This window comes from Rheinheimera maricola, assembly GCF_016918075.2.
In the GTDB taxonomy this organism is placed as follows: Bacteria; Pseudomonadota; Gammaproteobacteria; order Enterobacterales; family Alteromonadaceae; genus Alishewanella; species Alishewanella maricola_A.
In genome coordinates, this window is record NZ_JAERPS020000002.1 from 1 (window position 1) to 13,662 (window position 13,662).

The window sequence follows — 13,662 nt, forward strand, 5'->3', positions numbered from 1 at the left end:
GCCACAAACGCGAGTAACGTGTTGCGAGTCCAGCGGCCGCAGGCCGCGATGTTTAAGGCGCTTGTTATGCAATTGCACAAGCTTAGAACTATAAAAGTTTATAAAACAAATGGCTATCAAACGAGTTCCTGTACAAATAAATAACATCAAAAATCTGTGCTCTTGATGATATTTCTTTAAGTATCTTATCACCGGCTTGCTCAATTACCTCTTCAGGAAAAGTCATCGGCGTATACAAGCCAACAAGCAAAATACCAGGACCACGTTGAGCCATAATGCTGCTCATTGTCTTTTTGTCATACTTGTTGAGTATTACTTTTGTGACAATGCTTATTGACGCCTCGTCAGGGTCTAAAGTTAACCCAGTCCCACCTGGCATATGTTCTTTATCGTCAGCAGCATAAGTGGTAATACTTCTCGCCCATTCACTATTTTGAAAAGCGTCTGAAATTTCGATCCAAGTCGTATTTCCATCAATATCAACGATTGCATCCGGTGGATCTGGTCTACTCAAAATCTGAAGTGTTTTACCTTCCTTTGATAGAAAGATTTTAAAACTCTCCAGTACAGCAATTTCATGTGCAGGTTGAATATCTCGATGCTTCATTTCTTGCCCCTGCCTAACAGCTTATTCAAAGGACAAAAACCGCGAGTTGCGTGTTAAAGATCCCGCAAGTTACAAAATAGGTCTGAGTTTATTCCGCTAGTTAAATGTAAATCAAGAGTTTTAATCTTGTAGCAATTTATGTTGCTGCAAACCATGGGTTTTAAACCCGCGAGTTGTAGATAAAAAACTCAGACTCGATAACTGTATATTTACTCAGCCTAAATTTACATCATAAAAGGGTTTTCTATCTGTTCAACAAAAGCTAACCGCTAAAAACAAAAAAGCCAGGCACTAGGCCTGGCTTTTCTCAGCTTTGTAGTAATTACTTCTCGTGGTGTAAGCGCATATGCGGGAACAGGATAACGTCACGAATTGACGCGGCGTCGGCCAATAACATAACCAGACGGTCGATACCGATACCCTGACCTGCTGTTGGCGGTAAGCCGTGCTCTAGTGCGGTAACGAAGTCTTCATCGTAGAACATAGCTTCGTCATCACCGGCTTCTTTTTGTGCTACCTGCTCGCGAAAACGCTCGGCCTGATCTTCAGCGTCGTTTAACTCGCTAAAGCCGTTGCCCAGCTCGCGGCCACCGATAAAGAACTCGAAGCGGTCGGTAATTTCCGGGTTATGGTCGTTACGTCGTGCCAGTGGTGACACTTCTGCCGGGTATTCGGTAATAAAGGTTGGGTGGCGCAGCTTGGTTTCTACCAGCTCGTCAAACACTTCCATTAGAATACGGCCGTGACCGTAGTTGTCTTTAACCTGAATACCCAGTGATTTGGCAAGTTCTGCTACCGCTTCACGCGTAGCCAATTGCTCTTGGGTGACGGTTGGGTTGTAGTGCAATATAGACTCGGTAACCGACATGCGCGCAAACGGTTTGCCAAAGTCGAACACTTCGCCCTGGTACGGCACTTCAGTGCTGCCCAGAACGTGCTCGGCTAACCCACGGAATAACTTTTCGGTTAAGTCCATCAGGTCATTGTAATCAGCGTAAGCCCAGTAGAACTCCAGCATGGTAAATTCCGGGTTGTGGCGGGTTGATACGCCTTCGTTACGGAAGTTACGGTTAAGCTCGAACACTTTTTCAAAGCCGCCGACCACTAAGCGCTTTAAATACAGTTCGGGCGCGATACGCAAAAACATCTGCATATCCAGCGCGTTATGGTGAGTTTCAAACGGCCGCGCGGAAGCGCCGCCCGGTATTGCCTGTAGCATCGGCGTTTCAACTTCTAAGAAGCCTTCGTCGTTAAAAAAGCGGCGAATGTAAGCTACAGTTTTGCTACGCACTAAAAAGGTGTGGCGTGACTGCTCGTTAGAAATAAGGTCCAAGTAACGCTGGCGGTAACGCGCTTCGTTATCAGTTAAGCCATGGAATTTATCCGGCAGCGGGCGCAGCGCTTTGGTTAGCAGGCGAATGTCGCTTAACCATACCGTTAACTCGCCGGTTTGGGTTTTAAACAAATGGCCGGTAGCGCCAATTATGTCGCCTAAGTCCCATTTTTTAAACTGGTCGTTGTAGATGCCTTCGGCCAGGCTGTCGCGCGCAACATACAGCTGAATTTTGCCGCCCATATCCGAAATAGTAACAAAGCTGGCTTTACCCATAATACGGCGCGTCATAATGCGGCCGCCTAAGCTTACGGTGATTTTCTGTTCTTCCAGCTCTTCTTTGCTTAAGTGATCGTACTTGGCAATCACGTCGCTGGAGATGCTGTCACGGCGAAAATCGTTCGGGAACATAAAGCCGTCTGCACGCAGGCCGGCCAGCTTGTGTTTTCGCTCAGCAATCAGTTTATTTACGTCCTGAATTTCTTCTTGTGGTTGCTGTTGGTCAGACATAGTGCGTTTCCTGATTGAGGTCGAAGTTTTAGTTAAGTAAAAATTACAGCCCGGCTTTTAAGCTGGCTTCAATAAATTTGTCCAGATCGCCGTCTAACACCGCTTGGGTGTTACGGGTTTCGATACCGGTACGTAAATCTTTAATGCGCGAGTCATCCAGCACGTAAGAGCGAATTTGGCTGCCCCAGCCGATATCCGACTTGGTATCTTCCAGCGCTTGCTTCTCGGCATTTTGCTTTTGCAGCTCAAACTCGTATAACTTGGCGCGCAATTGCTTGTATGCGTTGTCACGGTTTTTATGCTGCGAGCGGTCATTCTGACACTGCACCACGATGTTAGTGGGTAAGTGGGTAATACGCACGGCAGAGTCGGTACGGTTAACGTGCTGACCACCGGCACCCGAGGCGCGGTAAGTGTCGATACGTAAATCGGCCGGGTTGATATCTATTTCGATATCATCGTCAATTTCCGGCGAGACAAACACCGAGGCAAACGAGGTATGGCGGCGGTTGCCACTGTCGAACGGGCTTTTACGCACTAAACGGTGTACACCGGTTTCGGTGCGCAACCAGCCGTAAGCATATTCGCCGGAAAATTTAATGGTACAGCCTTTAATACCAGCCACGTCGCCATCGGTCACTTCGTAAAGTTCTGGTTTAAAGCCTTTATCTTCGCCCCAGCGCAGGTACATACGCATTAAAATGCTGGCCCAATCTTGGGCTTCAGTGCCGCCCGAGCCGGATTGAATATCCAGGTAGCAGTCGTTCTGGTCATTTTTACCGGAAAACATACGGCGAAATTCCAGCAGACTTAATTGTTTATCTAAGTCAGCCAGCTCCGCTTTGGCTTCTTCGAAGGTGTCTTCATCTTCAGCTTCTATTGCCAGTTCCAGCAGGCCGTCTACGTCTTCCAGGCCGCGATCCAGCTTGTCGATAGTGCCAACCACCTGCTCCAGTGCTGAACGCTCTTTACCCAGTGCCTGGGCTTTATCGGGTGTATTCCAAATGGCAGAATCTTCTAATTCGCGCGAAACTTCTTCTAAGCGCTCTTTTTTGCCATCGTAGTCAAAGATACCCCCGAAGCACATTGGTGCGTTCAGTAAGATCTTTAATGCTGTTGTACACCGGATTGACTTCAAACATGCTGTGCTCGGTAACCTTGAATAACGGGAGAAAAAACAGGCGGCGATTGTAGCAAATTTATCGCAGGACGTGCAGCCATCTATTACAGAAAAATAGCGGGCAATATTGACCAGTGCAGTCTGACACCTATTTTACAGAGCCATCATATGCCGTACGATTAACTGCAAGCTTTGTTTGTCACGATATTCATTAATATCTAACTGGTAAGCAAGCTGTACCTTTTGCACATTAACATTCGGCCAGGCTTTGTTGTCAGCGTTAAACCAAATAGCATCAACTAACTTACCGTCCGACGTTTGCAGCATCATTTTTAAATGCTTATCTGAGAGCATTTTCTGATTAATCAGACTAAATTCACCGTCAAATACCGGCTCAGGAAACGCCTGGCCCCAAGGGCCGGCGTTTTGTAACAGCTGAGCAAAGCCAAGATCAAAACACTCTGAGGGCAGCTCTCCATCAGTGTAAATAACCGCCGTTAACTGCTCTGGTGTCAGGTGCTTTTTTGCCGTTAAACTCAGCGCCAGTTTAAAAGTGTCCAGCCTATCGGCACTAATAGTTAAACCGGCCGCCATGGCATGGCCACCAAACTTTTTAATTAGCCCCGGATACTGGGTAGAAATTTCTTCCAGTAAATCACGAATATGCAGGCCGTTGATTGAGCGAGCCGAGCCTTTAAGCTCGCCTTCGTCGCCCTGGGCAAACACTATGGTCGGCCGGTGACATTGCTCTTTAATGCGCCCGGCCAAGATACCAATAACACCTTGGTGCCAATCGTGCCGGTATAAACATAAGCACTCAGGTAGTGTGTTACCATCGAACGATAACTGGCTAAGAAAGGCCTGCGCCTCGGTCTGCATGCTTTGCTCAATGGCACGACGCTCGACGTTTAAACTGTCCAACTCAGCGGCATACTGTCGTGCCAGGCCGAGATCTTTCGCCAGCAGGCAACTTATACCCAGCGACATGTCATCTAACCGACCGGCCGCATTTAGACGCGGCGCTAAGGAAAAGCCAAAATCACTGGCGCTAAGTTTGGCCGCATTGCGATTGGCCACGTCAATTAATGCTTGTATACCCGGGCGGCATTTACCACTGCGAATACGCATTAAACCCTGATGGACTAAAATGCGGTTATTACTATCTAGCGGCACAACATCGGCCACCGTGCCAAGCGCAACCAGGTCAAGTAAATCGGCTAAATTCGGTACCGCAATGCCAGCAGTGTTAAAGTAATCTTGCTCGCGCAATGCAGCACGTAGCGCCAGCAGCAAATAAAACGCCACGCCTACTCCGGCCAGTGCCTTGCTGGGAAAGCCGCACCCGGGCTGATTCGGGTTTACTATCGCATCAGCTTTGGGCAATTCACTACCGGCTAAATGGTGATCTGTTACCAGCACTTTTACCCCGGCTTTTTTTGCCAGTGCCACACCATCGATGGCGGAAATACCATTATCCACAGTGATAATGAGCTCGGCGCCTTGCGCCACTGCCAGCTCGGCCATTTCTGGCGTCAAGCCATAGCCGTATTCAAAGCGATTAGGCACCAGGTATTCCACCCGTTTAAAACCAAAAGCACTAAGCCCACTCAGTAACACCGCGGTACTAGTGGCGCCGTCTGCATCAAAATCACCGACAATCACCAACTGCTGTTGCTGATGCAGTGCTTGAATAAGCAACTCAACGGCCGCAGGCATACCTTTTAATAGGCTAAATGGAATTAGGTTGGCGGCCCCCCGCTCCAACTCAGCGGCATGGGTTACGCCACGGCTGGCGTACAAACGTTGCAAAAGTGGGTGCGACACGCCCGGTAAGGACGGTAAAACGCCGGGCAAAACCCGGCGCTGGATAAAACGATTTATAGCAGACATGTTTGGAGGTTATTCCGCCTGTAACTGGGCCAACAATGCCTTAGCAGGCTGGTAGCCAGGAATAAGACGGCCGCTGGGCATAATAATGGCAGGTGTACCGTTGATGCCAAAAGACTGGCCCATTTCAAACTGCGCTTTAACCGGATTAGTACACATGGCAGGTGCTATATCATCACCATCTTTCGCTTCATCCATGGCAGCACGACTGTCTTTACTACACCAGATATGTTGCATTTGCAGATAGGTTTCAGAGCCAAGGCCGCCACGAGGAAAAGCCATATAACGCACGGTAATACCAGCGTTGTTGTAGTCCTTTATCTCGCTGTGTAACTTACGGCAGTAGCCACAGCTAGGGTCGGTAAATACGTTGATAACATACTTTTCGTCTTTCGCTTTATATTCAATAGTACCGTCTTTACTGGCAGCAACATTTTGCTGAATATACGGCCGCATCTGCGCGTCGTTTAGCAACACTTTATTATTCAAATCGTAAATATTACCTTCAATAAAATAGCGGCCATCTTTGGAACTAAAAAATAGCCCTCTATTGGTAAACACCTGCAGCAGGCCGTCCATTGGCGCTTCTGCAACCGCATTGACAGTTAAATTGACCTGACGAAACTGCTGGCGTATTTGCTCGTAGTCCTGCTCTGCCGCATTAGCCGACATACTACTGGTTGCGATTAATCCAAGACCCGCTAGGGTTAAAGCTAACTTATTCATGTTCGTTCCTGTTACGGCGCTTAGGGGCGCGGGTGATGTTGCTGATGCAGGCTTTGCAGCCGCGATTTGGCAACATGGGTATAAATTTGCGTAGTGGATAAATCACTGTGGCCCAGTAACATCTGTACTACACGTAAATCGGCACCATGGTTCAGTAAATGCGTTGCAAACGCATGGCGCAATGTATGTGGCGACAATTCTGCCTGAATATGCGCTACTTTGGCATAAAACTTAATGCGGTGCCAGAAGGTTTGCCGCGTCATTTGTTGTGCCCGGCTACTTGGAAACACCACATCCAGCATTTTGCCACCGAGTAGTGTCACCCGCGCCTCGCGTAAATAACGCAGCAGCCAGTGTGCGGCCTCCTCGCCCATGGGGACTAAGCGTTCTTTCTGGCCTTTACCCACTACCCTTACCAGACCGTGTTGCAGGTTAATTTGTTGCATGCTAAGGCCAACTAATTCTGACACCCGAAGCCCGCTGGCATACAACAACTCCAGCATGGCTTTGTCGCGAAACTGGATAGGGTCATGCATATCCGGCGCATTGAGCAGCGCATCAACATCCTGTTCAGATAGTGTTTTTGGCAGGCTGCGGCCAATTTTGGGGTTTAATAGTTGCGACAGCGGGTTTTCCGTTATGCTGCCACTTTGATGCGCATAAGCATAAAAGCGGCGCAAGCTACTAAGCGCGCGCGAGGTACTACGCGGGCTAAACTGCTGGTCTACCCGGGTGGCCAAATAGCGGTTTATCAGCTGGCTGTTACACTGCAGCAAACTATGCTGCTGGCTTGCCAAAAACAGGGCAAACTGCCTTAAATCGGTGCCATAGGCGCTAAGGGTATGAGTACTGACACCTTTATCCAGCCACAGCTGGTCCAGAAAAGCGCTTATTAGCACCTGCTCTGTTACTGGAATTACCTTTACTGTCACCGTTATTACTGCCATAGCTAGCGAATGTGTTAGTGCGCTTTATGGTAGCGCAAGCTGGCTTAGCTTAAAAGCCAACATTTTGCCTGACGCCCGATTCTGCTACACTGTGCCACCTTTGTTAGCGCTGCGCTGCTTAGCGCCCACTTTGTTGTGAGACTACGATGAAAATCGGCCTATTTTATGGCTCTACTACCTGTTACACCGAAATTGTGGCGGAGAAAATTCAGGCTTTAATTGGTGCTGATACCGTAGAGTTAAATAACATTAAGCAAGTGCCGCTGAGCAAAATGGCTGAGTACGACATTCTTATTCTGGGTTTGTCTACCTGGGATTTTGGCGAAATTCAGGAAGACTGGGAAGCGCATTGGGATGATATCAGCGCTGTCAGTTTGAGCGGTAAGATTGTTGCCATTTACGGCATGGGCGATCAAATTGGCTATGCCGAATGGTTTATCGATGCCGTGGGTATGCTGCATGATGCCATAGCACCGCAAAACCCGACACGCATCGGCTTTTGGCCGGCCGCCGGCTATGACTTTATCGCCTCTAAAGCCCTTACCCACGACGGTGACTTCTTCTACGGCTTGGCACTGGACGATGAAAACCAATACGACCTAACCGATGCGCGGTTAAATGATTGGGTTAGCCAGATTTTGCAGGAAATTGCCAGCCAGCTGTAAACGCTAGCAGCGCAGATATTGCAGCCTACGGTAGCGCTGCCTGACCGTTTTGTCATCAGCTGCCACCAGCTTCCAGCGGGTACAGCCATTAAAACTGCAGTAGGCCACCACCGCGTGCTCAAAAGCAGCAAAAAATTCGTCCGTCAATGATACCTGCTCTAGGCTTAAGCGCTGCAGCAGCAAGGTTTTACTGTGCCGGTCGGCTTTTACATCGACACGCCCGACCAGGCTTTGCTGCCACAAAATCGCCAGACTGTAATAGCCATACTGACGCTTTGCGGCCGGCACATAGACTTCAATCTGATAATCAAAGTTAAACCACTGTTTTACCCGATCACGCTGGATCAAAAGATTATCAAACGGATTTAGCAGCCAAACCTGAGGTGCCGCTACCGGCGGCGGCGTCAGCTCAGCCTGATAGTAATAGTCTTGGCTCTGAAAGCGAAATTGTTCCAGCTCCCCCCGCTCAGTCATGTGCTGCAGTGTGCTCTTAAGCTGTGCTTTGATATTTTTGCGCAGGTAAGCCATCTGCGCCAGCGTGCCAAAACCCTGTGCCTGCAGATACACGCGGATCAGGTAGCGGCAATATTCCTCTTCGTCCGGTAAGCTGGTGTCTATCCCGGGTGGCAACACCCGTTCTGTCAGGTCGAAAACCTTTTGCAGCCTATCACGGCGCAGCGCCATAATATCGCCCTGCATAAACAGCTGCTCCAGCGCCTTTTTCGCTGGTTTCCAATTCCACCAGCCGCTCTGGCGCGGCTGCGAATCGGCAAAGTCACTGGCTTTTAACGGGCCTTCCTGCTGCAGGCGCTTAAGCACCTGAGCCATCATCTGTTGATCAGGCTCATGCCAGTGCCGCTCGCCCTGTTTTAACTGCTGTTTGCGATACAAACTAAAGCGATAATCTGCCATCGGCAGATAGGCAGCCGCATGTGCCCAGTATTCAAATACCTGACCTTTTGCTACCGCCTCTTCCAGCAAAGCGGGCCGGTATTCAGGCATTCGACTGTGCAATACATGATGATGCGCCCTTTCCACCACATTAATAGAGTCAAATTGCACATAGCCTAATTGCTGCACTAAAACAGGCACATTCGCGGCTGGTTGCAACAAATGTTGTTGCTGCAGCAGAATATTGATCCACTCCTTGGCGTTAAAGGGGCTGTTGTGCATGACTTATGTCTTCCTCTGGCTCGGGAAACTTCAAATAAAATGCTGCCAGTAATTGCTGGTACGCAGCGGAATATGCGCCCGTTGCATCATGGATCAGCAGCTCGCTGAACCTTGGCAGCGTGTCTTGCTGGCGGTTCAGACACAGCAGTACTCGCTGCTGTTTGCCGGGCTTACTGTACACAGCACATTGTTGTTGCAGTACCCAGCCAGTGCCCGTTGCCAGTAGCATCACCTCAGCAGCTGCGGTTGGCGGCAATATCAGCGCCAAGACACCCTCTGCGCTTATTAAAGTCGCTGCTTTTTGCAGTAAAGCGGCAAAAGGCAGGCTGTCAGTATGCCGTGCCTGATGGCGCCTGGCATCTTGCGCTGGCAGTGCTTGCTGAAAAAACGGCGGGTTCGACACAATTAAGCGGTAACGTTTGTCACTGTGATAGGTTAGAATGTCGCCTTTTATCAGTTGCACCGCATTGGGCCAAGGACTAGCAGCAACATTGGCAGCAGCCTGGCTGGCTGCGGCACTGTCCAGCTCTACCGCGTCGATAACATTGGCACCATTGCTACGTTGGGCTAACATCAGGCTTATCAGGCCACTGCCCGCGCCAATATCGAGTATGGCGCTACCTGCCGGTGGCAGCGGTGCAAAGGCGCCCAGCAACAAGCCATCAGTGCCGACTTTCATCGCGCATTGATCATGAGCAACATAGAATTTTTTACATTGAAAACCGGCTGACATCAGCACCTCCGCCGCCAGTTTACGGCGAAGCAGGCGCGCTGTCACCGTACAGGCAATCAGGCTGAGGAAAACATGACAACATTCGCAGATTTTCAACTGGACGACGACATTAACCGCGCGATTAGCATGCGGGGTTTCGAGCTGCCGACACTGATCCAGGAAATGGCGATCCCACTGGCGCTGGAAGGCAAAGATTTACTCGCCAGCGCCCCCACCGGTACCGGTAAAACGCTGGCGTTTGTGCTGCCGGCTATTCAATATTTGCTCGACTTTGGCCGCAAAGACCCTGGTTTTGCCCGTGTTCTGGTTATGACACCGACCCGAGAGCTGGCGTATCAGGTCTATGACGAGTTTAAGCACTTTACCCAATTTACCGAGCTAAACGTCGGCGTGATCACCGGCGGCATTAACTATGGTAGCCACAAAGACACGCTGGAAAAAAATAACGATATTCTTATCGCTACCCCCGGCCGCTTAACCGAGTACCTGGATGAAGAAAGCTTTCAGGCCGATGAAGTCGAGCTACTAATACTGGACGAAGCCGACCGCATGCTGGACATGGGCTTTATTGGTGAGATGAACCGCATTGTGCTGGAGGCGCGCCGCCGCCGGCAAACCTTTTTATTCTCGGCCACCCTGGAAGGCGCAAATTTAGAGCGCTTTGCCGAGCGCGCGTTAAAAGAGCCCGAGCGGGTAGAGGCGATACCGTCGCGCAAAGAAAATGCCAAAATTTTGCAGTGGGTGCATTTAGCCGACGACGCGCAGCATAAACTGGCGCTGCTTATTCATTTACTCAAGCAAGCCGATGTCACCAAAACCATCGTATTTATTAAAACCCGTGAGCGTTTGGCCAGCCTGACCGGCCAGCTGGAAACCGCCGGTCTGCGCTGTGGCTGGTTGCAAGGCGAGATGCCACAGGATAAACGCATGCAAGCTGTCGAGCGCTTTAGTAGCGGCCGGGTAAACATTTTACTGGCCACCGACATAGCTGCCCGCGGCCTGGATATTGACGATGTTAGCCATGTGATTAACTTTGATATGCCGCGCACCGCCGATGTCTACTTGCACCGTATTGGCCGCACTGGCCGGGCTGGTAAAAAAGGCACCGCCATATCATTAATTGAAGCGCACGATGTCGGTATTTTAGCCAAAGTAGAGCGCTACGTAGAACAAAAGCTGAAACGCCGTGTAATAGAGGCATTGCGGCCGAAAAATAAAGAAGCTAAAGTACCGGTTAAAAAGAAAAAACCAACCAAAGCTGCAGCGAAAAAAGCCGCTAAGAAAGTTAAGTAATACGCCTCAGTTCCCTGACCGCCGGCGATAAAAAGTTGGCGGTTATCGCATTTCCCCCCTGCCATCTTGGAATTTTTTAGTAAAGCTGCTATTGATAGGCTGAATAAATTATTTTTCAGTGAAATTGATGGAGCCCGCAGATGGATAAACGACAATTTATAAAAAACTGCGCTTTAACTGCCGCTATGCTACCGCTGGCCAGTTGCAGCAGTGTTATGGCGGCGCCATCAGCCGGCGCCAAGCGCGTGCTGCCGTTGGCGTTAAACAAAGGCGACACGGTTGCACTGGTTAGCCCGTCTAAAGCCACTGACAACATGCTCGACTTACAAATTGCGACCGAAGTAATGCAGGCGCTGGGTTTTAAAGTAAAAACCGGTAAACACCTGGCGGCACGGCGTGGCCATTTAGCCGGCAACGACCTTGAGCGCGCCAGCGACATCAACGCCATGTTCGCCGACAAAGAGGTTAAGGCTATTATTTGTCTGCGCGGTGGTTCCGGCGCTGCTCGTCTGCTGCCACTATTGGATTACAAGCTTATTCGCAACAACCCTAAAGTACTGCTGGGTTATTCCGACATTACCGCTCTGCACAACGCCATTCATGCCCAAACCGGTTTGGTCAGCTTTCATGGCCCTAACGGCACTGGCAGTTGGAATAGCTTCAATGCTGATCAATTTCAACGGGTATTCTTTGACCGTGAACTGATGCAGTACCAAAACGTAGTGGAAGCCAAAGATGAGCTGGTGGCAAGGCAAAACCGCACCATCACCATCAACGGCGGAAAAGTTCAAGGCGAACTAATTGGCGGCAACTTAACCGTATTAACCGCATTGGCCGGCTCACCTTACCTACCTGATTTTACCGGTAAAATATTGTTTTTAGAGGACGTAGAAGAAGCGCCGTATCGCATTGATCGCATGCTAAGCACATTAAAGTTAATGGGGGCGCTGGATAAAATAGCCGGCTTTATTTTTGGTGAATGCACCGACTGTCGCCCAAGCGGTGGCTATGGTTGGCTAACCATGGATCAAATTTTTGACGACCATATCAAGCCGCTGAATATTCCGGCTTACCGGGGTGCAATGATTGGCCATATTAAACAGCAGTTTATTGTACCGGTAGGCGGCCGCGTTGAGCTTGATGCCGATGCCGGCACATTCCGCTTGCTGGAAAGCGTGTTTCAGCCTTAATGCGGATCCTCTTGCTACTGAACGTCTAAGCTGGAAATCCCACTATGCTCGCCACAGCAACTCGCAAGCCATCCTTGGCTTGCTCAGACACTCTGTGGCTGCGCTATCGGGACACCAGCTTAGCGCATTGCGCAGCGTCACCACTACATCATGCCTGAGTGATTATCTCTCCCAGTAAGCCTCTTCCAGGCTATCTTCGCGCTCTGGCAAGCCTTTGGATAACCGTGGTGCGTTCTGCACCAGAATTTCATAACTTACCCGGTTGGCGTACTTACAAATTTGCGCAAATGACGAATAGGCTAAATACTGCTGCTCATGCTTGCCCGACAACGGCTGCACCTGCTTATGAAAATGATTCGCCGCCATATCATGCAAAATTGCTGAAAGCGCACCATCACCGGCACCGTTAGTGTTTTTAATTCGCTCTGGCCCGCCCATATAAGGGTCGATATGCGAATACACCTTTAAAGGCTTATCGCAGTGGGCATGCAACATTGGCCGGCTAAATTCATACTGGTTAAAATCGGCCAGCGTCGCTGACTTTATTGGGTTGCTGCTCTCGCGCTTTACATTCTCATCGGTATGACCGCACAGGTATAAACCTTCTGGCCCGGCAGTGATCAATACCATATCGGTGTGATCCAATATGGCCTCGGCCGCTTTAAGTGGGTCGGCAAAGCCGGTTAAGGCTTCCGCTTCCAGCTCGTTCATCGCCAATACGTTAACGTAGTCGTTAATGGTAAGCAGTATTTGCTCGCGATTTTCTTCTACCAGATGCCGGGTACCCAGGCTCATAACCACTGGCACATTATGTGCTTTTGCATCTTGTAGCGCCTTAAGCATTGCCTGCTGAATAGGCTGGCCCGTGGCGCGCAGCGGATATGCGCTAACCACAAAGGCTGCTGCGCCGGCAATAATGTCGGTAGGAATATAGTCTGGGCTTAGCTGGTCCATATCGCTGGGGTCAATGACAAAAGTACGTTCACCATCCGCTGTTATCATGGTAATACCACGGCCAATATCACCGGCCACGCCCTGCAAATGGTTCATATCCACTTTAGAGCTGGTGTGGCAAACATAATGATATGCCGGTGAACCCAGGGCAATATTGGCGGACATCACCCCCAGCAGCACCGATTTATCATCAGCCAGCACGGAGTAATTGTGGATAGTATTGCCAATGGTGCCGCCGGCAAAATGATCAGAAATAGCATTATGCGCCACTAATTCCTGATAAATCTGGTTAGCCTTACCATGCTCAACCAGGTTAGATAAACCTTTGTGTATATTGTACTTTTGCAGAAAATCATCACTAACACTGGCCACGACATCAACAATAGTTTGGTCAAGGCCAACAATGTAGGTATCAAGCTCAGGCCGCACCTCGAAGCTGGGCAACTGAGGCTTAGGCTGAGATACCGGGAAATAATGTTTAATTTTACGCAGGCCGGGAAATTTCATCTGTTATACCAGGTTCA

Annotated in this window: 12 protein-coding genes; 3 read left to right on the plus strand and 9 right to left on the minus strand. The window is 49.7% G+C overall.

The window, feature by feature from the left end; translation table 11 throughout:
- Positions 1–88: 88 nt before the first annotated feature.
- The 6 genes from I4W93_RS05700 to xerD all read right to left on the minus strand — a co-directional run bounded on the left by I4W93_RS05700 (position 89) and on the right by xerD (position 7,115).
- Positions 89–607, minus strand: a complete 519-nt coding sequence (locus I4W93_RS05700) for a hypothetical protein (protein ID WP_205309274.1) — start codon at positions 605–607, stop codon at positions 89–91.
- A gap of 322 nt (positions 608–929) precedes the next feature.
- On the minus strand, positions 930–2,450 hold the full coding sequence (gene lysS, locus I4W93_RS05705; RefSeq protein WP_205309275.1) for a lysine--tRNA ligase: 1,521 nt from the start codon (positions 2,448–2,450) through the stop codon (positions 930–932).
- 43 nt (positions 2,451–2,493) lie between these two features.
- Positions 2,494–3,592 (minus strand): peptide chain release factor 2 gene (gene prfB, locus I4W93_RS05710; RefSeq protein ID WP_368735589.1). Its coding sequence is split into 2 segments (ribosomal slippage): positions 2,494–3,516 and positions 3,518–3,592, totalling 1,098 coding nucleotides; the frame shifts between segments, so codons are not numbered across the junction.
- A 131-nt stretch (positions 3,593–3,723) separates the two neighbouring features.
- Positions 3,724–5,460, minus strand: a complete 1,737-nt coding sequence (gene recJ / locus I4W93_RS05715) for a single-stranded-DNA-specific exonuclease RecJ (RefSeq protein WP_205309277.1) — start codon at positions 5,458–5,460, stop codon at positions 3,724–3,726.
- Between the two features lie 9 nt (positions 5,461–5,469).
- Positions 5,470–6,183, minus strand: a complete 714-nt coding sequence (dsbC, locus tag I4W93_RS05720) for a bifunctional protein-disulfide isomerase/oxidoreductase DsbC (protein ID WP_205309278.1) — start codon at positions 6,181–6,183, stop codon at positions 5,470–5,472.
- 20 nt (positions 6,184–6,203) lie between these two features.
- Positions 6,204–7,115 carry a site-specific tyrosine recombinase XerD gene (xerD, locus tag I4W93_RS05725; RefSeq protein WP_224673296.1) on the minus strand — a complete coding sequence of 304 codons (912 nt, stop codon included), beginning with the start codon at positions 7,113–7,115 and terminating at the stop codon, positions 6,204–6,206.
- Positions 7,116–7,276: 161 nt separating this feature from the next.
- Here xerD and fldB point away from each other — a divergent pair, with 161 nt between their 5' ends.
- Positions 7,277–7,795: a flavodoxin FldB gene (gene fldB, locus I4W93_RS05730; RefSeq protein ID WP_205309280.1), complete on the plus strand. Its 519-nt coding sequence runs from the start codon at positions 7,277–7,279 to the stop codon at positions 7,793–7,795.
- Positions 7,796–7,798: 3 nt separating this feature from the next.
- Here fldB and I4W93_RS05735 read toward each other — a convergent pair whose 3' ends face one another.
- Both I4W93_RS05735 and I4W93_RS05740 read right to left on the minus strand, forming a co-directional pair.
- Complete coding sequence (locus I4W93_RS05735; RefSeq protein WP_205309281.1) at positions 7,799–8,968, minus strand: winged helix-turn-helix domain-containing protein; 1,170 nt, start codon at positions 8,966–8,968, stop codon at positions 7,799–7,801.
- Complete coding sequence (locus I4W93_RS05740; RefSeq protein WP_205309282.1) at positions 8,949–9,701, minus strand: tRNA1(Val) (adenine(37)-N6)-methyltransferase; 753 nt, start codon at positions 9,699–9,701, stop codon at positions 8,949–8,951. The genes I4W93_RS05735 and I4W93_RS05740 overlap by 20 nt, the downstream gene beginning before the upstream one ends.
- Before the next feature lie 72 nt (positions 9,702–9,773).
- Here I4W93_RS05740 and srmB point away from each other — a divergent pair, with 72 nt between their 5' ends.
- Both srmB and I4W93_RS05750 read left to right on the plus strand, forming a co-directional pair.
- Positions 9,774–10,994 (plus strand): ATP-dependent RNA helicase SrmB, encoded by a 1,221-nt coding sequence (gene srmB / locus I4W93_RS05745; protein ID WP_205309283.1) that lies wholly within the window; start codon positions 9,774–9,776, stop codon positions 10,992–10,994.
- Between the two features lie 140 nt (positions 10,995–11,134).
- Positions 11,135–12,184: a S66 peptidase family protein gene (locus tag I4W93_RS05750; RefSeq protein WP_205309284.1), complete on the plus strand. Its 1,050-nt coding sequence runs from the start codon at positions 11,135–11,137 to the stop codon at positions 12,182–12,184.
- Positions 12,185–12,346: 162 nt separating this feature from the next.
- Here the strand turns inward: I4W93_RS05750 and I4W93_RS05755 are convergent, their stop codons facing one another.
- Complete coding sequence (locus I4W93_RS05755) at positions 12,347–13,645, minus strand: inosine/guanosine kinase (protein WP_205309285.1); 1,299 nt, start codon at positions 13,643–13,645, stop codon at positions 12,347–12,349.
- Positions 13,646–13,662: the final 17 nt, after the last annotated feature.

Bases quoted from the DNA above. Each gene is read 5' to 3' on its own strand.
- I4W93_RS05740 (WP_205309282.1), bottom strand. From the start codon at position 9,701: ATGTCAGCCGGTTTTCAATGTAAAAAATTCTATGTTGCTCATGATCAA.
- recJ (WP_205309277.1), bottom strand. From the start codon at position 5,460: ATGTCTGCTATAAATCGTTTTATCCAGCGCCGGGTTTTGCCCGGCGTT.
- dsbC (WP_205309278.1), bottom strand. From the start codon at position 6,183: ATGAATAAGTTAGCTTTAACCCTAGCGGGTCTTGGATTAATCGCAACC.
- I4W93_RS05700 (WP_205309274.1), bottom strand. From the start codon at position 607: ATGAAGCATCGAGATATTCAACCTGCACATGAAATTGCTGTACTGGAG.
- I4W93_RS05735 (WP_205309281.1), bottom strand. From the start codon at position 8,968: ATGCACAACAGCCCCTTTAACGCCAAGGAGTGGATCAATATTCTGCTG.
- I4W93_RS05750 (WP_205309284.1), top strand. From the start codon at position 11,135: ATGGATAAACGACAATTTATAAAAAACTGCGCTTTAACTGCCGCTATG.
- fldB (WP_205309280.1), top strand. From the start codon at position 7,277: ATGAAAATCGGCCTATTTTATGGCTCTACTACCTGTTACACCGAAATT.
- I4W93_RS05755 (WP_205309285.1), bottom strand. From the start codon at position 13,645: ATGAAATTTCCCGGCCTGCGTAAAATTAAACATTATTTCCCGGTATCT.
- srmB (WP_205309283.1), top strand. From the start codon at position 9,774: ATGACAACATTCGCAGATTTTCAACTGGACGACGACATTAACCGCGCG.
- lysS (WP_205309275.1), bottom strand. From the start codon at position 2,450: ATGTCTGACCAACAGCAACCACAAGAAGAAATTCAGGACGTAAATAAA.